The sequence below is a fragment of the Stenotrophomonas acidaminiphila genome, from assembly GCF_001431595.1.
GTDB lineage: Bacteria > Pseudomonadota > Gammaproteobacteria > Xanthomonadales > Xanthomonadaceae > Stenotrophomonas > Stenotrophomonas acidaminiphila.
Genome location: NZ_LDJO01000042.1, coordinates 14333 through 35973 on the forward strand (window position 1 = coordinate 14333; position 21641 = coordinate 35973).

Here is a 21641-nt window from a genome sequence, read left to right on the forward strand (position 1 = left end):
GCGGGCGCACCCCGCCTGCGCGCCGCCAAGGCAGCCGCGGGCTTACTCCGCCGCCGGCGCCCCGGCGCGGCTGGCGTCGGCCACGGACCCCAGTTCATGCAGCACCGCGGTGGCATAGCACCCCGGCGGCAACGCGAAGGCGAGCTCCAGTACGTCGTCCTGCAGCCAGGCATGCCGCATCAACGCCGGACGCAGCCGCAGCGCGCGGCGCTCCTGCTTGAGGCCGGCCTGCTCCAGTCCGGCACGCAGCGCCAGCGCCTGCTCATCGGCCAGCGCCGCCTGTTCCAGTGCCAGTGCCGCGCCGGCAGCGCGCAGTTCGCCCGCGCCCCACAACGGCCCGCTGGGGTGGATGTCGAACCGCGCCAGGCGTTCGGCCAGCGCCTCGCTCATCGGCTCGGGACCGAACACCGAACGGCTGCCGTCGAGCATCCACACCTCGCCCTCCAGCGCACCGTCCCAGTTGCCCTGCTCCACCCGCGCGGCGAGCACCCGGTTGAACAACGCCGAGCGCGCCGCCGACAGCAGCATGGAGCGCTGGTCCTTGCGCACCCTGCGGCCGCCAAACATCGCCAGTGCCGCCGGCACGTTGCCCCCGTCGCGGCCGAAGCGCTGCTCGCCGAACCAGTTGGGCAGGCCGCGCGTGGCGATGGCCTGCAGCCGCGCCTCGATCGCCGCCCGCTCGCCCTGCACGCCGCGCAGCACCAGCGTGAAGCGGTTGCCGGCCAGCGCACCGCGCTGCAGCTTGCGGTTGTGCCAGGTGGAGGCCAGGACATGCACCTCGTCCGATTCCAGCAGCGCCAGGTCCGGCGCAACCCGCTTGGGCAGGTGCACGCTGAAACGCTGCGTGGTCACCGCATGCCGGTCCTTCTGCCCGGCATAGCTGACACCCATTTCCGGCACGCCGGCCCACTGCGCCAGCTGCCTGGCCACGGCCACGGTATTGGCGCCGCGCTTGCGGATGTCCAGCAGCAGGTGCTCGCCCTCGCCGCTGGCCTCGAAGGCGGGCAGTTCGTCGACCTGGAAGTCCTCCGGCACGCTGCGCATCGACGCGCTCAATACCGGGGCGCCATAGGCAAGGGGAAGATCCATCATGTCGGTCCTGAACAATGGCCCGGCTCGCCTGCAGCGGCCGCGCCAGTGACGGCGGGTCCGCCGGGCAAGCCGTGCGGAGGGCGGCGATGCTGCCGGCGGAGCGCCGGGCAACGCCCGGTCGCAACCGATGACACGCCTGCGGAATGGGAATTATGCGGGAAGCAGCAGCACCACCGCCTGCGCGGCGATGCCTTCCTCGCGGCCGGTGAAGCCCAGTTTCTCGCTGGTGGTGGCCTTGATGCTCACCCGGTCCAGCGCAACGCCCAGCAGCCGCGCCAGCGTTTCGCGCATGGCCTGCGCGTGCGGGCCGACCTTGGGCCGCTCGCAGATCACGGTGATGTCGGTGTTGCCCACCTGCCACCCGCGCTCGCGCAGCAGGCCGTTGCAGTGGCGCACGAAATCGCTGCTGTCCGCGCCCTTCCAGCGGTCGTCGCTGGGCGGGAAATGCTGGCCGATGTCACCCAGCGCCAGCGCCCCCAGCATCGCGTCGCACAGGGCGTGCAGGATCACGTCGCCGTCGCTGTGGGCGAGCACCCCGCAACGGTGCGGCACGCGCACGCCGCCGAGCATGACGTGGTCGCCTTCGCCGAAGGCGTGCACGTCATAGCCCTGGCCGATGCGGATGGGAGGAAAGGCAGGAGGATTCATGGCGTCGGATCAGGTTGTCGTTTCGGGCCCGGCACGGGATTCGCCGGACGGGATTCAGCCACGCCGCGACAGCTCGAACTCGAAGCGGGCCAGGTCGGCCGGCGTGGTGACCTTGAAGTTGCACTCGTCGCCTTCGACCAGCAACGGCCGCGCGCCCTGGCGCTCCATGGCCATGGCCTCGTCGGTCACCTCGACACCGGCGCCGGTCGCTTCCAGCAGGGCACGGGTCAACTGGTGGCGCCGGAACAGCTGCGGCGTGAGTGCGCGCCACAGCCGCTCACGCGGCTCGGTGCGGTCGATGCCGCCGTCGTCGCCGGCACGCTTGAGAGTGTCGCGCACCGGCGCGGCGAGGATGGCACCGACCGGATCGGCACGCCCCACCTCCAGCAGCCGGCCCAGGTCGGCGGCTGGCAGGTTCGGGCGCGCGGCGTCGTGCACCAGCACGAAATCGTCAGCGCGCACGCTTTCCGGCAACGCCTGCAAACCGGCCAGCACCGAGGCGGCGCGGCTGTCGCCGCCGGTGCAGGTCAGTACCGGCTTGCCGGCGAAGTCATTCCAGCCCGGCCAGTCGGCATCGTTTTCGGTGATGGCCACCATCACCCCGGCCACGCCCGGGTGCGACAGCAGCGCCTCCAGCGCATGCGCCAGCAACGGTTCGCCCGCAGCCAGCAGGTATTGCTTGGGCACGGGCCCGCCGAAGCGGGTGCCGCGGCCGGCGGCGGGCACCACGGCCCAGACCTGGGTGGTCATGGCACGACCTCCTGCGTCGCGGTATCGTGCGTGCCGGGCTGGGCCACGCCCGGCCGCGCGGGCGGCGCATCCTCGACCACGCGATAGAACTTCTCGCCGGGCTTGATCATGCCCAGTTCGCTGCGCGCGCGCTCCTCGATGGCGGCCTCGCCTTCCTTGAGGTCCTTGACCTCGGCGGCGAGCGCGTCGTTGCGCTGCTGCAGGCCTTCGTTGTCCCGCTTCTGGTTGCTGACCTGGGCCTCGAGCATCATCACCTCGCCCGAATTGCCCGGCCCGAACCAGAAGCGGTACTGCAGCAGCGCCAGCAGTACCGCGAGCACCAGCAGCAGCCAGCGCCAGTCACGCATCGGTGTCAGCGCTTGAGCGAGACGAACGCGTCACGCCCGGCGTAGCGCGCGTTGCCACCGAGGGCTTCCTCGATGCGCAGCAGCTGGTTGTACTTGGCCACGCGGTCGCTGCGGCACAGCGAGCCGGTCTTGATCTGGGTGGCGGTGGTGGCCACGGCGATGTCGGCGATGGTGGTGTCCTCGGTTTCGCCGGAGCGGTGCGAGACGATCGCCGCGTAATGCGCCTTGTCGGCCATGGCGATCGCTTCCAGGGTCTCGCTCAGGGTGCCGATCTGGTTGACCTTGATCAGGATGGCGTTGGCGGTGCCCGACTCGATGCCTTCGGCGAAGATCTTCGGGTTGGTGACGAACAGGTCATCGCCGACCAGCTGCACCTTGCCGCCGATGCGCTGGGTCAGCAGCTTCCAGCCGGCCCAGTCGTTCTCGGCCAGGCCGTCCTCGATGGTGATGATCGGGTACTGCGTGGTCCAGTCGGCCAGGAAGTCGACGAACTGCTCGGAGGTCAGGCGCTTGTTCTCGCCGACCAGGTTGTACTTGCCGTTCTCGTAGAACTCGCTGGAGGCCACGTCCAGGCCCAGCAGGATGTCCTCGCCGGCGGTGTAGCCGGCCTTGCCGATGGCTTCCAGGATGGTGTCCAGCGCCTCGACGTTGCTGCGGAAGTCCGGCGCGAAGCCGCCTTCGTCGCCCACCGCCGTGCTCAGGCCGTGGCCCTTGAGCACCGACTTGAGCGCGTGGAAGATCTCGGTGCCGGCGCGCAGCGATTCGCCGAACGAGCCGAAGCCGACCGGCAGCACCATGAATTCCTGGAAATCGACGTTGTTGTCGGCGTGCGCGCCGCCGTTGATGATGTTCATCATCGGCACCGGCAGCGACGGCGTGGCGCCGGTCTTGCCGGCCAGGTACTGCCACAGCGCCTGCTTGTTCGAGGCGGCGGCGGCGTGCGCGGCGGCCATGGAAACGCCCAGTAGCGCGTTGGCGCCCAGGCGGCCCTTGTTCTCTGTTCCGTCCAGGTCGATCAGGCGGCGGTCCAGCCCGGCCTGGTCCTGCGCATCGAAATCCTTCAGCGCCGCGGCGATCGGGCCGTTGACGTTGGCCACCGCGTCGCGCACGCCCTTGCCCAGGTAGCGGGTCTTGTCGCCATCGCGCAGTTCCACCGCTTCCTTGGTGCCGGTCGATGCGCCCGAGGGCACGGCGGCGCGACCAAACGAGCCGTCGGCCAGAGTGACTTCGGCTTCCAGCGTGGGATTGCCACGGCTGTCGAGGATTTCACGGGCGTGGATCTTTGCGATGTTGGTCATGGTTGAGTCGGGTCGAGGTGGGTAAGTGAGGATTCCACGGCGGCCAGTTGGGTGGCGGCGTTGGGGGTCTTGTCCAGGCGAAAGGTACCATTCATCGGCACGATCCGGTCGCCCCGCGCCTGTGGTTTCATCGCAAACAAAACATAGTCCCCACCCTGCTGCAGCACGACCTCGCAGCTGGTGGGGCCGTTGCGGACCAGCGCATCGACCGGAACCTCTCCCTTCAGCAGGCGGTTCACGGTGAAGCGCACGGAAGGCGCGGGTGGCACGAAGAACCCGCCATCGGCCGTGGCAAACATGCGGTCCGTCTCAGCCCGCTCCCTGGCGGTCAGGCGCGCGACATGATCCACGTGGATGACGGCGACGATGTCTGCGGCGCGCGCGGCGTCGGCAGGCGCGGGGGTGGTCATCGGCGGGTTGGTGGCACATGCGCCGGCATTGCCCGCCATCGCCACAAGCACGCCGGCAACGGCAAGAGCGGCCCGTTTCACGCGGGTCGCTCCTGCGCGGACTCGCCGCGATCGGCCATCAGAGCGCGCTCTCCAGGAACCCGTTCTTCTTGGTGATCGAATCCAGCGCCAGCAGCGTTTCCAGCAGCGCTTCCATCTTGTCCAGCGGCCACGCGTTGGGGCCGTCGGACAGCGCCTTGGACGGATCGGGATGGGTCTCGGCGAACAGGCCGGCCACGCCGACCGCCACCGCCGCGCGCGCCAGCACCGGCACGAACTCACGCTGGCCACCGGAACTGCTGCCCTGCCCGCCCGGCAGCTGCACCGAGTGGGTGGCATCGAACACCACCGGGCAGCCGGTGTCGCGCATCACGCTCAACGAGCGCATGTCGCTGACCAGGTTGTTGTAGCCGAAGCTGGCGCCGCGCTCGCAGACCATGATGTCGTTGTTGCCGGTGGAGCGCGCCTTTTCAACGACCGGCTTCATGTCCCACGGCGACAGGAACTGGCCCTTCTTGATGTTCACCGGCCGCCCGGCGCTGCACACCTTCTTGATGAAGTCGGTCTGGCGCACCAGGAACGCCGGGGTCTGCAGCACGTCGACGACCGAGGCCACCTCGTCCATCGGCGTGTATTCGTGCACGTCGGTCAGCACCGGCACGCCGATCTGCTTCTTCACCTCGGCCAGCACCTTCAGGCCCTCTTCCAGCCCCGGGCCACGGAAGCTGGTGCCGGAGGTGCGGTTGGCCTTGTCGAAGCTGGACTTGAAGATGAAGTTCATCCCCAGCTTGCCGGTGATTTCCTTGAGCTTGCCGGCGGTATCGAGCTGCAGCTGCATCGACTCGATCACGCACGGGCCGGCGATCAGGAACAGCGGTTGGTCCAGGCCGACTTCGAATCCGCAGAGCTTCATTCAACTACCTCGTGTTTGAAGCCCCTCTCCCGGCGGGAAAGGGGTTGGATGAGGGGCCGGGGCCAGGCCCTTGCGGAACCGGGAACCCAGGCCTTCGCCGGGCTCCCGTCCGCCCCTACGGTGCGCCTTCCCCCGCGGGAGAAGGCGGAAACGAGCGTCAGGCCCGCGCTTCCTTCAACAGCTTGCCGCCGGCCTTCTTCTCGCGCGCGGCGCGGATGAAACCAATGAACAGCGGGTGTCCCCCGCGCGGCGTGGACAGGAACTCCGGATGCGCCTGGCAGGCCAGGAACCACGGATGCACGTCGCGCGGCAGCTCCACCACTTCCACCAGGGTGTCGTCCATAGACTTGCCGGAAATCACCAGCCCGGCGTCCTCCAGCTGGGTGCGGTAGCGGTTGTTGAACTCGTAGCGGTGGCGATGGCGCTCGGCCACCACGTCCTTGCCGTACAGCTCGCGCGCCAGCGTGCCCGGCTTCAGCCGCTGCTCCTGCAGGCCCAGGCGCATGGTGCCGCCCAGGTCGGACTTCTCGTCGCGCTTCTCGACCTCGCCGCTGGCGGTGCGCCACTCGGTGATCAGGCCGATCACCGGGTTCGGCGACTGGCGATCGTTCTCGGTGCTGTTGGCGCCCTCCAGCCCGGCCACGTGGCGGGCATAGTCGACCACCGCCGCCTGCATGCCGTAGCAGATGCCGAAGTACGGCAGCTTGTGCTCGCGGGCATATCTGGAAGTCAGCACCTTGCCCTCGAAGCCGCGGTCGCCGAAGCCGCCGGGCACCAGGATGCCGTCCACGCCCTCGAGCGCGGCCATCCCGCCTTCTTCCAGGTCCTGCGCTTCCAGCCACTTGAGGTTGACCCGGGTGCGCTGGCGCAGGCCGCCGTGCTTGAGCGCCTCGCCGACCGACTTGTAGGCGTCCTGGTGGTCCACGTACTTGCCGACCACGGCGATGGTCACCTCGTCCAGCGGGTGCAGGGCCGCATCCAGCACCGCCTCCCACTCGGACAGGTCGGCCGGACCGGCCTTGTCGGCCAGCTTGAGCTGGTTGACCACGATCTCGTCCAGGCCCTGCGCATGCAGGCCCATCGGTACGCGGTACAGCACGTCCACGTCCGGCACGCTGATCACCGCGCGCTCGGAGACGTTGGTGAACAGCGAGATCTTGCGCCGCTCCGAATCGGGGATGGCCTGCTCGGAGCGGCACAGCAGCACGTCCGGCTGGATGCCGATCGAACGCAGTTCCTTGACCGAATGCTGGGTCGGCTTGGTCTTCAGCTCGCCGGCGGCGCCGATGTACGGCACCAGCGTCAGGTGCATGAACAGCGCCTTCTCCGGGCCGCGCTCGGTGCGCACCTGGCGGATCGCCTCCAGGAACGGCAGCGACTCGATGTCGCCGACGGTGCCGCCGATTTCCACCAGCGCCACGTCGTAGCCCTCGGTGGCCTCGTCGATGCAGCGGCGGATCTCGTCGGTGATGTGCGGGATCACCTGCACGGTCGCGCCGAGGTAGTCGCCACGGCGCTCCTTGCGGATCACGTTCTCGTAGATGCGCCCGGTGGTCACCGAGTTCTTGCGGCTCAGCCGGGTGTGGACGAAGCGCTCGTAGTGGCCCAGGTCCAGGTCGGTCTCGGCACCGTCATCGGTGACGTAGACCTCGCCGTGCTGGAAGGGACTCATGGTGCCCGGATCGACGTTGATGTACGGATCCAGCTTCATCATCGTGACCTTCAGGCCACGCGCCTCGAGGATGGAGGCCAGCGACGCGGCGGCGATGCCCTTGCCAAGCGAGGACACCACACCGCCGGTAACGAAAATAAGGGGGGTCATGGCTCACTTGCCTCCCGGAAAGCCCTAGTTTAAAGGTTGTCGCGCGAACACCCAAGCACCGGATGCGGCGACCGCGGAAAATCCTGCCCGCGCCGCGCCGGGCGTACGGCCCGGCCGCCACGGGGCCGTAACAAAAAAAGACGCCCCGGCCTGCGCCGGGGCGTCCACGTACACCGGGAAACCCGCATCAGCGACGCTTGCGGGCTTCCTCTTCTTCCTCTTCGCGCGGGGCCGGCTGCTCGCCCCTGGCCTTTTCCTGGGCGGCGGCGGCTGCGCGGCGCTTGGCCTTCTGCTCGGCCTCGCTCTGCGCCTTGTCGGCGGCGGCATTCTGGGCGGCCTCGCCCGTCTTGGCCTTGTCCGCGCTCTGCGCCATCACCAGCGGCACCGCAACGACGGCGGCGGCAGCCACGGCCAGAACCAGCAATTTCGACGATTTCATAGTCATCCTCCGGAGTTCTCGCCGGCACATGGGGTGCCGGCTGCGTACTTTCCAGTGCCAACAGGATACCCCTGCCCGCCCCTCCCGGCACTGAACACCGGCGTGCAAATTTCCCCGGCAGACCGCAAACTTGCCCGTCGCATCAGCGCCTTATCGAGATACATGAACGCCCGCTACAACGCCGCCGACATCGAAGTCCTCTCCGGCCTGGACCCGGTCAAACGCCGCCCAGGCATGTACACCGACACCGCGCGCCCGAACCATCTGGCGCAGGAAGTCATCGACAACTCGGTGGACGAGGCGCTGGCCGGGCACGCAAAAACGGTCGAGGTCGTGCTGTTCAAGGACGGCAGCTGCGAGGTCAGCGACGACGGCCGCGGCATGCCGGTGGACATCCACCCTGAGGAGAAGATCCCCGGCGTCGAACTGATCCTGACCCGGCTGCACGCCGGCGGCAAGTTCAGCAACCGCAACTACACCTTCTCCGGCGGCCTGCACGGCGTGGGCGTTTCCGTGGTCAACGCGCTGTCCACGCTGGTGGAGATCCACATCAAGCGCGAAGGCAGCGAGCACCGCATCAGCTTCCGCGACGGCGACCGCGCCAGCCCGCTGGAAGTGGTCGGCTCCGTCGGCCGCAGGAACACCGGCACCCGGCTGCGCTTCTGGCCGGACCCGAAGTATTTCGACACCCCCAAGTTCAACGTGCGCGCGCTGCGCCACCTGCTGCGCGCCAAGGCGGTGCTGTGCCCGGGCCTGACCGTCCGGCTGACCGACGAGGCGACCGGCGAGACCGAGACCTGGTATTACGAGGATGGCCTGCGCGACTACCTGAAGACCGAGCTGGGCGAACGCGAAATGCTGCCCGCCGACCTGTTCGCGGGCGTCCTGAAGAAGGAAACCGAGGCGGTGGACTGGGCCGTGGCCTGGCTGCCGGAAGGCGAACTGGTGCAGGAAAGCTACGTCAACCTGATTCCCACCGCCCAGCACGGCACCCATGTCAACGGCCTGCGCACCGGCCTGACCGAGGCGCTGCGCGAGTTCTGCGATTTCCGCAACCTGCTGCCGCGCGGCGTCAAGCTGGCGCCGGAAGACGTATGGGACCGGGTGTCGTTCGTGCTCTCGCTGAAGATGACCGACCCGCAGTTCAGCGGCCAGACCAAGGAACGCCTGTCCTCGCGCCAGGCCGCCGGTTTCGTCGAGGGCGCCGCCCACGATGCCTTCAGCCTGGCTCTGAACCAGAACGTGGAAGTCGGCGAGAAGATCGCGCAGATCGCCATCGAGCGCGCCAGCGCGCGCCTGAAGACCGAGAAACTGGTCGTCCGCAAGAAGGTCACCCAGGGCCCCGCCCTGCCCGGCAAGCTGGCCGACTGCATCAGCCAGGACCTGTCGCGCACCGAGCTGTTCCTGGTGGAAGGCGACTCGGCCGGCGGCAGTGCAAAGCAGGCCCGCGACAAGGATTTCCAGGCGATCCTGCCGCTGCGCGGCAAGATCCTCAACACCTGGGAAGTGGCCTCGGGCAGCGTGCTGGCCTCGGAGGAAGTGCACAACCTGGCCGTGGCCATCGGCTGCGACCCGGGCAAGGACGACCTGTCGGGCCTGCGCTACGGCAAGGTGGTCATCCTGGCCGACGCCGACTCCGACGGCCTGCACATCGCCACCCTGCTGGCTGCGCTGTTCCTGAAGCACTTCCCGGCGCTGGTCGCCGCCGGCCACGTGTTCGTGGCGATGCCGCCGCTGTTCCGCGTGGACGTGGGCAAGCAGGTGTTCTACGCGCTGGACGAGGAAGAGAAGCGCTCGCTGCTGGAAAAGGTCGAGCGCGAGAAGATCCGCGGCCAGGTCAGCGTCACCCGCTTCAAGGGCCTGGGCGAGATGAACCCGCAGCAGCTGCGCGAATCCACCATCCACCCCGACACCCGTCGCCTGGTGCAGTTGACCGTGGACGACGAGGAGCAGACCCGCTCGCTGATGGACATGCTGCTGGCCAAGAAGCGGGCCAGCGACCGGAAGGGGTGGCTCGAGAGCAAGGGCGACCTGGCCTCGCTGGAAGTCTGATTCCGGCGCGGGCGGCAGCTGTCGTGGCGACGGCGCAGGCACGCTGGCGCGGCCGCCGTCACGCCCCGGGGCAGCGGCGGGGCTCCCCCGCCTGCGCCGCTTCGCGCCCGGGATTGCACCCTTGGGCCGACCCCACATGGCTTTGGGCACATTTGCCGCTCCCGTCACGGGCCTAGGATCGTCCGCTCCCCGATCCTGTGGTCATCCGCATGAAACACCTGCTGTACGTGGCCGCGCTCGGCGCCGGCCTGCTGTTCGCCGCGCCCGCCCCGGCCAGGCCCGCCGCCGACGCCGGTGAAGACAAGGCCGCTGCGGCCGCTGCAGCCGCTCCCGCGGCGCTGCCGGCCGATGCCTCGGTCCGCCAGAGCATGCGCCTCGAAGGCCGCACCCTGGACTACACCGCCACCGTCGGCTCGCTGCCGGTGCGTGATGCGCAGGGCAAGGCCATCGGCGATGTCGTGTTCACCGCCTACACCATGCCCGGCAAGGATCGCCCGGTCACCTTCGCGCTCAACGGCGGCCCGGGCGCCTCGTCGGTGTACCTGAACCTCGGCGCGGTGGGCCCGAAGGTGGTGGCCTTCGGCAGCGAGGGCGACAGCGCCTCGGCGCCGGCCACACTGCGCGACAACCCCGGCACCTGGCTGGATTTCACCGACCTGGTGTTCATCGACCCGATCGGCACCGGCTTCAGCCGTTCGCGCATTCCCGACGAGGAGGCGAGGAAGCAGTTCTTCAACCCGACCGCCGACATCGAGTACCTGTCGCGCGTGGTCTACGACTGGCTGCTGAAGAACCAGCGCATGACCGCGCGCAAGTACCTGGCCGGCGAGAGCTACGGCGGCTACCGCGGTCCGCGCATCACCCACTACCTGCAGACCCGGCTGGGCGTGGCGATGAACGGCCTGGTGCTGGTCTCGCCGTACCTGAGCCCGACCCTGGAGGACAACAGCGACGTCTCGCCGATGGCCTGGATCCAGACCCTGCCCTCGATCGCCGCCGCGCACCTGGAGCGCCAGGGCCGGCTCACCGATGCGGCGATGCGCGACGTGGTCGAGTACGCCCGCGGCGACTACGCCACCGCGCTGATGAAGGGGCGCTCAGACCCGCAGGCGACCGAGGCGATGCTGCGCCGGGTCACCGAGCTGACCGGCCTGGACCCGGCGTTCGTGCGCCGCGCCGGTGGCCGCCTGGAAACCCAGGCCTACCTGCGCGAGGTATTCCGCGACAAGGGCGCGCTGGGCAGCCGCTACGACTCCAACGTCACCGCCTTCGACCCGTTCCCCACCGACCCCGGGCAGCGTGCCAACGACCCGTTGCTGGACAGCATCATCGCCCCGACCACCACCGCCATGGTGGACTTCGTCACCCGCGTGGTCGGCTGGAAGGTCGACGCCCGCTACAACGCGCTGAGCTACGAGGTGAACCGCCAGTGGGACCGCAACGGTGACCTGCGCGCCGGCGCGGTCACCCAGCTGCGCCAGGCCGTGGCCATCGACCCGCGCCTGCAGGTGCTGATCGTGCATGGCTGGAACGACCTGTCGTGCCCGTTCATGGGCTCGATCCTGACCGTGGACCAGATGCCGGCCATGGGCAGCGACCCGCAGCGGGTGCAGGTGCGCAGCTACCCGGGCGGACACATGTTCTACAGCCGCGCCGACAGCCAGGCCGCGTTCCGCCGCGACGTGCGCGCCATGTACCAGCGCAACTGAAGCCGCCGCTGGCGCACAAACGAAAGGCCCGCCGGGAAGGCGGGCCTTTGCGCATGCGTCGGCCGGCATGCCGGCAATCGCGTCGACCGCTCAGTTCCAGCCGGCCAGCTCGAACACTTTCAGGATCAGGTAGGCGCAGCCGCCGGCCGCCGGGATGGTCAGGATCCAGGCCCAGATGATGCGCTCGATCACCCCGATGCGCAGCGACTTCGGGTTCTTGGCGAAGCCAACGCCCATGATCGCGGTGGAGATGCTGTGGGTGGTCGAGACCGGCATGCCGAAGTGCGCGGCCAGGGTCAGGATGGTGGCCGAGCTGGTCTCCGCGGCGAAGCCGTGGATCGGGTGCAGCTTGACCATCTTGTGGCCCAGGGTCTTGATGATCTTCCAGCCGCCCGAAGCGGTACCGGCGGCCATCACCACCGCACAGGTCAGCACGATCCACATGGCGATGCCGTCGCCGGCATGCGCGTCCGGGTGCATGAACGCCAGCCACGACGGCAGGTTGTCCAGTGCGCCGGTGGCCTCCGCGCCGATCAGGGTCATGGCGATGATGCCCATGGTCTTCTGCGCGTCGTTGTGGCCGTGGGCGAAGCCCATGTAGGCGGCCGAGACGATCTGCGCCTTGCCGAAGAACGCATTGACCCAGCGCGGGCGCGCCAGCCGGCGCAGCACGCCACCGGCCCGCGCCATGCCGGCGATGATCGCCCACAGCAGGCACATCACCACGATGCCGAGCAGGAAGCCGGCGATAGGCGAGGTGATCATCGGCACGAACACCTTCCACAGCAGGCCCTTGTTCTGCGCCCAGTTGCCGAGGTTCTGCGACCAGATCAGCGCGTCCCAGTTGTTGTGCGCGGCGGCCAGGCCGGCACCGCACAGGCCGCCGATCAGCGCGTGCGAGGACGAGGACGGCAGCCCTTTCCACCAGGTGATCAGGTTCCAGACGATGCCGCCGAGCAGCGCGCACAGGATCACCTGCGGGGTGACCTCGACCACGCTGGTGTTGAGCAGGCCGTTGGCGATGGTCAGCGCCACCGCGGTGCCGGTCAGCGCGCCGATCAGGTTCATGCCCGCGGCCAGCATCACCGCCCAGCCGGGCGAGAGCACCTTGGTCGCCACCACGGTGGCGATGGAGTTGGCGGTGTCGTGGAAGCCGTTGATGAACTCGAAGACGAGCGCCGCCAGGATCACTACGAGGACAAGGGTCAGCATCGCAGCTGCCCCCTTGGGTCAAGCGAGCAGTACTGCCGCGCCGCGGCGGGACGGGGGATGTGGAAGCGCGGCTCGCGGGCATCGGCACGGCCGATGCCCCCGCTTCCGAAGCCGGAAATGCACGGAATCCGCATCATGGCAATCACGAGTTCTTCAACACGATCTGGTAGACCACCACCCCCGCCTCGCGGCAGCGGTCGATGGCCTTCTCCAGGATCTCGAAGAATTCCTTGAGCAGGAACATCTGCAGGTTGTCCAGGCGCCCGGAATAGATTTCCCGGTACAGCTCGAGCATCAGCCGGTCGGCCTCGTTCTCCAGCGCGCGCAGCTTCTCGTTCATCGCCGTCATGCGGTCGATGTTCATGTGGCGCAGGTCCTTGACCATGTCCACCACCACGCCGGCGGCCTGCTCCAGCATCGCCGCGCGCGGGGCGAAGTCGATGTGCGCAAGGTGCTGGGTGGCCAGCGCATAGCGGTCGGCGAACTTCTCGATCTGCTTGGGAATCTTGTACAGCGCCGAGCCCAGCGCCTCGATGTCCTCGCGCTCGATCGGGGTCATGAAGCTGTCGACCAGCGCCTGGCTGATCTTGTCCGAGGCCGCGCGCTCGCGCAGGCGCGCCAGCTTGAATGCATCCAGGGCGGGCTCGCGGTCGGCTTCGCGCATCATCGCGTGCAGCGCCTTGGCGCTGTCGGCGGCGGCCTGGGCGGCCTCGTCGAGATAGGTGTAGAACTGCTTGCCGGAGCCGAAAATGGTCTGCAATGAAAACATTGGAAATGCCTGTCCGCCGTCGCGGAAGGGACGGCACCGGGGCGAATTATGACGGCTGGATGACTTCTCGGGTATTCCCGGCCCGTTTCCGGCCGCGAAAATGAACAGGCGGTTGCAGGCACCGCATGCCGGTTTGCTAAGATGCGCCGGCGCCCTCCGCGGGCGCACCCTATGGACGACGACCCTTACCCCCCGCCGCAGCGCCCGGGCACGCCCCTGAGCCCCTGCCGCCACCGCAAGCACCCTCCCTCCCTGCCAACAACCCGGGGAGCGACCCGTGTTTGAACTGATCCTCATCGTTTTCGCCCTGATCCTGCTCAACGGCTTCTTCGCCATGTCCGAGATGTCGGTCATGACCTCGCGCAAGAGCCGGCTCAAGCAGATGTCCGCCACCAGCAAGCGCGCCGAGCGCGCCCTGGCGCTGGCCGAGAAGCCCGAGAACTTCCTGTCCACCGTACAGATCGGCATCACCGTGATCGGCGTGCTGACCGGCTTCCTCGGCGGTGAAGCGCTGGGCGAAGCCATCGCCGCCTGGATCCAGGGCCTGATGCCGGGCTTCGCCTATGCCAGCGCGGTCGGCAAGGCGCTGGCGGTGACCCTGATCACCTTCGTCACGCTGATCTTCGGCGAACTGGTGCCCAAGCGGCTGGCGCTGACCCGTTCGGAGGACATCGCCGGGCTGGTGGCGATGCCGATGGGCTGGCTGGCGACCCTCGCCTTCCCGTTCGTGTGGCTGCTGTCGCGGACCACCCGGCTGGTGCTGCGCCTGCTGGGGCTGGGCAACACCGACTCGGCGTCGGTGACCGAAGAGGAAATCCGCATGCTGGTGGCCGAAAGCCACGAGGCCGGGGTGATCGACATCCACGAGCGCGACATGATGAACCGGGTCATGCGCCTGGGCGACCGCACCGCCGACAGCCTGATGACCCCGCGCAACCGCATCGCCTGGCTGGATACCAACGCCGACCTCGAGAAGAACCTGGAGACCATGCACGAGCATGCGTTCTCGCGTTACCCGGTGTACCGCGGCAACGACCAGGACATCGCCGGCATCCTCGAGGTCAAGTCGCTGGTCACGCGCCGTCTGCAGGGCGACACCCATGCGTTGTTCGAGAACCTGCGCGAGACGCTGTATGTCTCCGAGTCCACCCATGCGATGAAGCTGCTGGAGATCTTCCGCGAGGAACACCAGTCGATGGCGCTGGTGGTGGACGAATACGGCGAGATCCAGGGCCTGGTGACCATCAGCGACCTGATGGGCGCGGTGGTCGGCCGCCTGCAGGCGCCGGAGAACACCGACGAGGATGCACTGGTGGTCACCCGCGAGGACGGTTCGCTGCTGGTGGACGGTTCGCTGCCGGTGGACGACCTGCGCGAGCTGATGGGCGGGGTCGAGCTGCCCGATGCCGAGGAAGGCGACTACTACACGCTGGCCGGCATGTGCATGCACTTCTTCGGACGCATCCCGCACGCCAGCGAGTACTTCGACTGGTCCGGCTGGCGCATCGAGATCGTCGACCTGGACGGCGCCCGCATCGACAAGCTGCTGCTGCGTCGGCTGCCGGAAGAAGACGAAGATGACACCACCGGCTGAGCCGCAGGACGGCGGGCCGGAAGGCGGCGGCGGCCCGGCGCCGGGCGCCTACCGCAACGAGGGCATCCGCACCCTGCTGTCGATGTTTGAGCATGGCGATCCGGAGGAACAGCAGCCGCTGGGCAGGATCCTGCAGGGCCTCCAGGAAAGCGCGTTCGGCGTATTCCTGTTCATCGCCATCCTGCCGGCATTCATTCCCGTGCCCGGCATCGGTGGCGCGGTCAGCGGCCCGCTGGTGCTGCTGATCGGCCTGCAGATGATGGCCGGCCTGTCGCGGCCCTGGGTGCCGGGGTTCATCGCCCGGCGCGGGCCCAGGCGCGGCACCATGCACCGCTTTCTCGGCCGGATCGACCGGCCGCTGCGGCGCCTGGACCGGATGCTCAAGCCGCGTCTGTCGGCCCTGGTATGGCCACTGCCGGCGCGGGTGTTCACGGGGCTGCTGCTGGTCATGACCGGGGTCCTGCTGTCGCTGCCGATTCCGCTGACCAACTATCTGTTCGGCTTCCAGCTGCTGCTGTTCGCGCTGGCACTGATCGAGCGCGACGGCGCGCTGATGCTGTTCAACTGGATCGCGGCACTCGCCGCCTGCCTGTTCTTCGGGCTCGGCTCCGGGCAGCTGGTCAGCCACAGCATCGACCTGTTCCAGCGCTGGACTAGCTGAGCCGCGGCAACCGCGGCCATCAGGCGGGCCGCCCGCTCCAATTGCCCGCGATCGCCACGGCCGGCCCTGTGCGCCGGCGCCGCCGCGATCCGGGCACAGGGCTCAATGCCGTGCCTGCCAGGCCTGCATCGCCAGTTCGAACGAGCGCAGCCGTGCGGCATGGTCGAAGATGTTGGCGGTGAGCATCATTTCATCCGGCCGGTGGCGCGCGGCAAAGGCCGCCAGCCCCTCGCCCACCTGCTCCGGGTCGCCGAGGACGGTGCAGGCCAGCGCCCGCTCCACCCCGGCCTTCTCGTGCGGCTCCCAGAACGCCTCGATGTCGTCGACCGGCGGCGGAATCCGCCCCGGGCGGCCACGCCGCAGGTTGACGAAGCCCTGCTGCTGGGTGGTGAACAGGCGTCGCGACTGTGCCTCCGACTCGCTGGCCACCACGTTCAGCGCCAGGATCGCCCACGGCGTGCGCAACCGTGCCGACGGCCTGAAATCGCGGCGGTAGAGCGCCAGGGCCTCGTCCATCGCGTCCGGGGCGAAATGCGAGGCGAACGCGAACGGCAGGCCCATCGCCGCCGACAGCCGTGCGCTGAACAGGCTGGAGCCAAGCAGCCACACCGGCACCTCGATGCCGGCGCCCGGCACTGCCTGTACGGCCTGGCCCGGCTGCACCGGTTCGAAGTAATGCAGCAGCTCGGTCACGTCCTGCGGGAACTGGTCGGCGCTGTCGAAGTAGCGGCGCAGCGCGCGGGCGGTGGCGTGGTCGGTACCCGGCGCGCGGCCCAGTCCCAGGTCGATGCGTCCGGGATACAGCGAAGCCAGCGTGCCGAACTGCTCGGCCACCTGCAGCGGCGAGTGATTGGGCAGCATGATGCCGCCGGCACCGACGCGGATGCGCGAGGTGCCGCCGGCGACATGGCCGATCAGCACCGAGGTGGCCGCGCTGGCGATGCCCGGCATGTTGTGGTGCTCGGCCAGCCAATAGCGGTGGTAGCCCCAGCGCTCGGCATGGCGCGCGAGGTCGAGCATGTTGGCGAACGCCTGGCCGGGTGTCGCGCCTTCGCAGACGGGGGCCAGATCGAGGACGGAAAGGGGAATCATGCGGCGGTTTCCGGCAGGGGATGGGCAGGACATGGGGCGCGCGGCGCGGTTTCCCATCCCCTAGCGCGGCGCCGGCGGCCGAACACTGTTTTCCAGCGCCCCTGCTGCCGGGCTCAGGCCGCCGCGTCGTCCACCAGCGGCTGCAACTGCGGGTCCAGGGCCACGCGCTCGTCGAATACGAAGCAGCGGCCATCGTAGCCCTCGCCGCCGACCTCCTCGAAGTAACCGAGGATCCCGCCCTCCAGCTGCAGCACGTTGTCCATGCCGTCGTTGCGCATCCACAGCGCGGCCTTCTCGCAGCGGATGCCGCCGGTGCAGAAACTCACCACGGTGGCGTCGGCCAGCGCGGCGCGGTGCGGCTCCAGTGCCGCCGGCAGGTCGGTGAAGCGGGCGATGGGCAGGGTCAGGGCGCCGGCGAAGGTGCCATGGGCGAACTCCTGCGCATTGCGGGTGTCGAGCATCACCACGCGCCTGCCATCGTCGTCATGGCCCTGCCGCAACCAGCGCGCCAGCGTGGCCGGCTCCACCGAGGGTGCGCGCGGGTAGTCCAGCGGCTGGCCGTCGTCGCGGCGGAAGCTGATGATCTCCTGCTTCACCTTGGCCTTGAGCCGGGCGAACGGCTGCATGCGGCTGTAGCTGTACTTGACGCGCATGGCGGCAAAGCGCGCATCGGCTTTCAGTTCAGCGTAGAAACCATCGATGCCATCGCGGCTGCCGGCCAGGAACAGGTTGATGCCCTCGTCCGCCACCAGCACGGTGCCGCGCAGCGCATGCGCCTGCGCCCGTTCCAGCAGGCGGGCGGCCAGCGCGTCGGCATCGGCGACGGGGACGAAGTGGTAAGCGGCGGTGTTGACGATCATCGGCATATTTTACGGCGCGCGCGGGCGTCAGCCACGCAGCAGCATGAACGGCAGCAGCACCAGCGCCGCCGCGGCCAGCATGCCCAGCAGCACCGCAATCACGTACAGCGGCCGCCGCCGCAGCAGCGAGCCGAACGTCTCGGCGGTGCCGTCGCGCAGCGCGGCCTCGCGTTCGGCGCGCACGCGCTGCCCGCGCTCGGCCTGGTAGCCATCCATCAGGGCCCGCGCGCGCGTATGGTCCTGGCGATCACGCAGCCACAGGCCGCCACTGGAAATCCCCCAGGGGCTGGGCTCGGTGCGGTACCAGGCGATACCGTGACGGTCGAGCAGTTCGCAGACCTCGCGGCTTTCGTCTTCGCCGACATTACGCAGATTGAGCAGCAGTTTCCCCATCGCGCCATGATACCCGCTGGCGATGCGCTACCCTTGCGCGCCTTGGCCGTGACTCCCCCATGCAGTACGCGCCTGCGCGTGCGCGGGGCCGGTCCGGCAGCCCCCTACCCTGGCCTGCCCTGCATCCCGCGCGGCCGCCTTCAACCTGGAGCCCACCATGCGTCGCCTGTTCGTGCCGTTGCTGTTGTCCCTGCTTGCCGCCGGCTGCACCCCACCCGGTCCGCCCCCGGGGGGCAGCATCGCCGCCTTCGAGCGCATCGACACGGTACCGGGCAGCGGCACCGAAGCGGTACCCGGCACCCGGGTCACCGTGCACTACACCGGCTGGATCTACGACGAGCGCCGCGCCGACAGGCATGGCGAGAAGTTCGACAGCTCGCTCGATCGTGGCGAGCCGTTCACCTTCGATCTCGGCGAGAAGCAGGTCATCCGCGGCTGGGACGAAGGCGTGGCCGGGATGAAGGTCGGTGGCAAGCGCACGTTGATGATCCCGGCCGATTACGGCTACGGCAACCGCCGCGCCGGCCCGATCGCGCCGGGTTCCTCGCTGGTGTTCGACGTCGAACTGCTCGATGTCCAGCCCCGCTGAACCCGGGCGCGCCGGCAAGCGCGTGGCGGTGGTCGGCGGCGGCCCGGCCGGGCTGTTCGCCGCCGAGCGCCTGCGCGCGTGCGGCCTGTCGGTCGACCTGTACGAGGCCAAGGGCTCGCCCGGGCGCAAGTTCCTGGTCGCCGGCAAGGGCGGGCTCAACCTCACCCATTCCGAACCACGCCCGCAGTTCGACCAGCGCTACCGCGAACGCGAGGCCGAAGTCGCCGGCTGGCTGGACGGCTTCGACGCCGATGCCCTGCGCGACTGGGCGCGCGGCCTGGGCGTGGACACCTACGTCGGCAGTTCCGGGCGGGTGTTCCCGCTGGACCGCAAGGCCGCGCCGCTGCTGCGCGGCTGGGTGCGGCGACTGAAGGAACAGGGCGTGCGCTTCCACGTCCAGCATCGCTGGCTGGGCTGGAACGGCGACGGCTCGCTGCGCCTGCAGTGCGGCGAGGACGAGATCGCCGTGACCGCCGACGCCACCGTACTGGCACTGGGCGGCGGCAGCTGGCCTGAACTCGGCTCGGACGGTGCCTGGGTGCAGGCGCTGCATGCGCGCGGCGTGGACGTCGCGCCGCTGCAGCCGGCCAACTGCGGCTTCGACCTCGACTGGAGCGGGCATTTCCGGCAGCGCCATGCCGGTAGCCCGCTGAAGCCGGTCGTCGCGCACTGGCGCGACCTGCATGGCCGGCCGCAGCAGCTGCAGGGAGAATGCGTGGCCAGCGAATACGGCATCGAGGGCAGCCTGGTCTATGCCATCGCCGCCGACCTGCGCGAAACCATCAACCGCGACGGCCATGCGCTGCTGGAACTGGACCTGGTGCCCGGCCGCGACGCGGTACGCCTGCATGCCGACCTGTCGCGCCCGCGCAAGGGGCGCAGCTTCGGCGAGCATCTGCGGCGCGCTGCGGGCATCGATGCGGTCAAGGCCGCGCTGGTGTTCGAACGGCTGGGCAAGGATGCCGGCCACGACCCCGATGCGGTGGCGCGCACGCTCAAGCGCCTGCCGCTGCGCCTGCTGCGGCCGCGACCGATGGCCGAGGCCATCAGCACCGCCGGTGGCGTGCGCCTGGAGGCGATGAATGCGGGGTTGATGCTGCAGGCCCTGCCCGGCGTGTTCTGCGCGGGCGAGATGCTGGATTGGGAAGCGCCGACCGGTGGCTACCTGCTCACCGCCTGCTATGCCAGCGCGCTGCGCGCGGCCGAGAGCGTGGTCGACTGGCTGCGCTGAGCGCACCGCGGTGGGCATGCCACGACGGCGAGGCACCGTACTTCCACCCGGTGCCCGACCCGCCGCCCCAGCCTCTCCCCCGGGAGGGGCGTGGGTTTCAGTGCAGCTTGGTGCCGCGCAGCGCCGCGATGCGCGCGGGCGGTTGGAACGAATCGCTGCGCGCGTCCGCCCAGTACTCGCGGAACACCGCATGGCCCGGTACCCGGTCGATCAGTTCGCCCGGCGCCAGGTAGCGGTACAACGTCGCCATCGAGCGGATCTCGATCGGCGACACCCGCCGCAGGATGTGCTCCGGGCCCAGTTCCGAGGGGTCGTTCAGGCCGGCCGCGCCGAGCAGGTCGCGCAGCGCGCGCAGGGTGTTCTCGTGGAAATTGCGTACCCGCTCGGCCTTGTCGGTCGGGTCCAGGTGGCGCCAGCGGCTGGGATCCTGGGTGGCGATGCCGGTCGGGCACTTGTCGTTGTGGCAGCTCAATGACTGGATGCAGCCCAGCGCGAACATGAAACCACGCCCGGCGTTGCACCAGTCTGCCCCCAGCGCGATGGTCCGCGCGATGTCGAAGGCGCTGGTCACCTTGCCGGCCGCGCCAATGCGGATGCGGTCGCGCAGGTTCAGGCCCACCAGCGTGTTGTGCACCAGGATCAGCGCCTCGTTCATCGGCACGCCGACGTGGTCGATGAACTCGGCCGGCGATGCGCCGGTACCGCCCTCGGCGCCATCGACCACGATGAAGTCGGGCAGCAGCCCGGTCTCGTGCATGGCCTTGGCGATACCGAACCATTCCCACGGATGGCCGATGGCCAGCTTGAAGCCGGTTGGCTTGCCGCCGGACAGCTCGCGCAGGCGCGCGACGAACTGCAGCAGTTCCACCGGCGTGGAGAACGCCGAGTGCCGCGACGGCGACACGCAGTCCACGCCCATCGGCACGCCACGGGTGACCGAAATCTCCGCGCTGACCTTGGCCGCGGGCAACACCCCGCCATGGCCGGGCTTGGCGCCCTGCGACAGCTTGATCTCGATCATCTTGACCTGGTCGTGGTTGGCGTTCTCGACGAAGCGCTCCTCGCTGAAACGCCCCTGCTCGTCGCGGCAACCGAAGTAGCCCGAACCGATCTCCCACACCAGGTCGCCGCCGTTCTCGCGGTGGTAGGGCGAAATCGAGCCTTCGCCGGTGTCATGGTAGAAACAGCCCATCTTCGCGCCCTTGTTCAGCGCGCGGATGGCGTTGGCCGACAGCGAACCGAAGCTCATCGCCGAAATGTTGAACACGCTGGCCGAGTAAGGCCGTGCGCAGCCGGCGCCGATGACCACGCGGAAGTCGTGGTGCGGGATGCTGGTCGGCGCCATCGAGTGGTTGATCCACTCGTAGTCCACCGCGTAGGTACTGCGCAGCGTGCCGAACGGCACCACGTCCATCACGTTGCGCGCACGCTGGTAGACCAGCTGGCGCTGCTGGCGCGAGAACGGCACGTCCTCCAGGTCGCTCTGCACGAAGTACTGGCGGATTTCCGGGCCGATGGATTCGAAGCCGTAGCGGAAGTGCGCCAGCACCGGATAATTTCGCCGCAGCACGCTGCGCCGCTGCAGCATGTCCCAGGTACCGATCAGCGCCATCGCGGCGAACAGGCCGACGCCCCAGTACCACGCGGGCCAGTGCGCCGCCAGCGCCAGCGATACCGGCAACAGGACCAGTGCCAGTACATAGACCAGATAACGATGCATT

The 21641-nt window shown here is 69.1% G+C and carries 21 protein-coding genes; 6 read left to right on the forward strand and 15 right to left on the reverse strand.

The window, feature by feature from the left end; translation table 11 throughout:
• Positions 1–42: 42 nt before the first annotated feature.
• From truD to ABB33_RS13195, 9 genes are all read right to left on the reverse strand, one after another.
• Positions 43–1092, reverse strand: a complete 1050-nt coding sequence (gene truD / locus ABB33_RS13155) for a tRNA pseudouridine(13) synthase TruD (RefSeq protein WP_056932411.1) — start codon at positions 1090–1092, stop codon at positions 43–45.
• Between the two features lie 150 nt (positions 1093–1242).
• Entirely contained in the window at positions 1243–1740 is a 498-nt protein-coding gene (gene ispF, locus ABB33_RS13160; RefSeq protein WP_054664758.1) for a 2-C-methyl-D-erythritol 2,4-cyclodiphosphate synthase, read from the reverse strand.
• A gap of 54 nt (positions 1741–1794) precedes the next feature.
• Positions 1795–2490, reverse strand: a complete 696-nt coding sequence (ispD, locus tag ABB33_RS13165; protein ID WP_056932412.1) for a 2-C-methyl-D-erythritol 4-phosphate cytidylyltransferase — start codon at positions 2488–2490, stop codon at positions 1795–1797.
• The gene (gene ftsB / locus ABB33_RS13170) at positions 2487–2837 is read right to left on the reverse strand and encodes a cell division protein FtsB (protein WP_056932413.1); all 351 of its coding nucleotides are present in this window, start codon (positions 2835–2837) and stop codon (positions 2487–2489) included. The genes ispD and ftsB overlap by 4 nt, the downstream gene beginning before the upstream one ends.
• A gap of 5 nt (positions 2838–2842) precedes the next feature.
• A complete protein-coding gene (gene eno / locus ABB33_RS13175) occupies positions 2843–4135 on the reverse strand; it encodes a phosphopyruvate hydratase (RefSeq protein ID WP_056932414.1) in 1293 nt (430 codons plus the stop codon).
• A complete protein-coding gene (locus tag ABB33_RS13180; RefSeq protein ID WP_152985087.1) occupies positions 4132–4626 on the reverse strand; it encodes a hypothetical protein in 495 nt (164 codons plus the stop codon). The genes eno and ABB33_RS13180 overlap by 4 nt, the downstream gene beginning before the upstream one ends.
• A 37-nt stretch (positions 4627–4663) precedes the next feature.
• Positions 4664–5497 carry a 3-deoxy-8-phosphooctulonate synthase gene (kdsA, locus tag ABB33_RS13185; protein ID WP_056932416.1) on the reverse strand — a complete coding sequence of 278 codons (834 nt, stop codon included), beginning with the start codon at positions 5495–5497 and terminating at the stop codon, positions 4664–4666.
• 157 nt (positions 5498–5654) lie between these two features.
• Positions 5655–7319, reverse strand: a complete 1665-nt coding sequence (gene pyrG / locus ABB33_RS13190; protein WP_054664741.1) for a CTP synthase — start codon at positions 7317–7319, stop codon at positions 5655–5657.
• A gap of 187 nt (positions 7320–7506) precedes the next feature.
• On the reverse strand, positions 7507–7758 hold the full coding sequence (locus ABB33_RS13195; protein WP_054664739.1) for a hypothetical protein: 252 nt from the start codon (positions 7756–7758) through the stop codon (positions 7507–7509).
• A gap of 162 nt (positions 7759–7920) precedes the next feature.
• Here ABB33_RS13195 and parE point away from each other — a divergent pair, with 162 nt between their 5' ends.
• Together parE and ABB33_RS13205 are read left to right on the forward strand one after the other, a co-directional pair.
• On the forward strand, positions 7921–9810 hold the full coding sequence (gene parE, locus ABB33_RS13200; RefSeq protein ID WP_056932417.1) for a DNA topoisomerase IV subunit B: 1890 nt from the start codon (positions 7921–7923) through the stop codon (positions 9808–9810).
• A 209-nt stretch (positions 9811–10019) separates the two neighbouring features.
• Complete coding sequence (locus ABB33_RS13205; protein ID WP_054664730.1) at positions 10020–11519, forward strand: S10 family peptidase; 1500 nt, start codon at positions 10020–10022, stop codon at positions 11517–11519.
• A 90-nt stretch (positions 11520–11609) separates the two neighbouring features.
• Here the strand turns inward: ABB33_RS13205 and ABB33_RS13210 are convergent, their stop codons facing one another.
• Together ABB33_RS13210 and ABB33_RS13215 are read right to left on the reverse strand one after the other, a co-directional pair.
• Positions 11610–12731, reverse strand: a complete 1122-nt coding sequence (locus ABB33_RS13210; RefSeq protein ID WP_054664727.1) for an inorganic phosphate transporter — start codon at positions 12729–12731, stop codon at positions 11610–11612.
• A 142-nt stretch (positions 12732–12873) separates the two neighbouring features.
• Positions 12874–13500, reverse strand: a complete 627-nt coding sequence (locus ABB33_RS13215; protein ID WP_054664724.1) for a DUF47 domain-containing protein — start codon at positions 13498–13500, stop codon at positions 12874–12876.
• 277 nt (positions 13501–13777) lie between these two features.
• Here ABB33_RS13215 and ABB33_RS13220 point away from each other — a divergent pair, with 277 nt between their 5' ends.
• Complete coding sequence (locus ABB33_RS13220; protein ID WP_056932418.1) at positions 13778–15094, forward strand: hemolysin family protein; 1317 nt, start codon at positions 13778–13780, stop codon at positions 15092–15094.
• Positions 15078–15755: an exopolysaccharide biosynthesis protein gene (locus tag ABB33_RS13225; RefSeq protein ID WP_054664719.1), complete on the forward strand. Its 678-nt coding sequence runs from the start codon at positions 15078–15080 to the stop codon at positions 15753–15755. Before ABB33_RS13220 ends, ABB33_RS13225 begins: the two co-directional genes overlap by 17 nt.
• Positions 15756–15857: 102 nt before the next feature.
• Here the strand turns inward: ABB33_RS13225 and ABB33_RS13230 are convergent, their stop codons facing one another.
• The 3 genes from ABB33_RS13230 to ABB33_RS13240 form a co-directional block, all read right to left on the reverse strand.
• A complete protein-coding gene (locus ABB33_RS13230; protein ID WP_054664715.1) occupies positions 15858–16847 on the reverse strand; it encodes an LLM class flavin-dependent oxidoreductase in 990 nt (329 codons plus the stop codon).
• Between the two features lie 113 nt (positions 16848–16960).
• Complete coding sequence (locus ABB33_RS13235) at positions 16961–17707, reverse strand: sulfurtransferase (RefSeq protein WP_054668642.1); 747 nt, start codon at positions 17705–17707, stop codon at positions 16961–16963.
• Between the two features lie 27 nt (positions 17708–17734).
• Positions 17735–18100, reverse strand: a complete 366-nt coding sequence (locus ABB33_RS13240; protein ID WP_056932419.1) for a DUF6164 family protein — start codon at positions 18098–18100, stop codon at positions 17735–17737.
• A 157-nt stretch (positions 18101–18257) separates the two neighbouring features.
• On the opposite strand from ABB33_RS13240, the gene ABB33_RS13245 reads away from it, so the two are divergent.
• Together ABB33_RS13245 and ABB33_RS13250 are read left to right on the forward strand one after the other, a co-directional pair.
• The gene (locus tag ABB33_RS13245) at positions 18258–18689 is read left to right on the forward strand and encodes an FKBP-type peptidyl-prolyl cis-trans isomerase (RefSeq protein WP_054664709.1); all 432 of its coding nucleotides are present in this window, start codon (positions 18258–18260) and stop codon (positions 18687–18689) included.
• Positions 18673–19920: a TIGR03862 family flavoprotein gene (locus tag ABB33_RS13250; protein ID WP_056932420.1), complete on the forward strand. Its 1248-nt coding sequence runs from the start codon at positions 18673–18675 to the stop codon at positions 19918–19920. Before ABB33_RS13245 ends, ABB33_RS13250 begins: the two co-directional genes overlap by 17 nt.
• A 97-nt stretch (positions 19921–20017) precedes the next feature.
• Here ABB33_RS13250 and ABB33_RS13255 read toward each other — a convergent pair whose 3' ends face one another.
• Entirely contained in the window at positions 20018–21640 is a 1623-nt protein-coding gene (locus ABB33_RS13255) for an FMN-binding glutamate synthase family protein (protein WP_054664703.1), read from the reverse strand.
• Position 21641 lies beyond the last annotated feature (1 nt).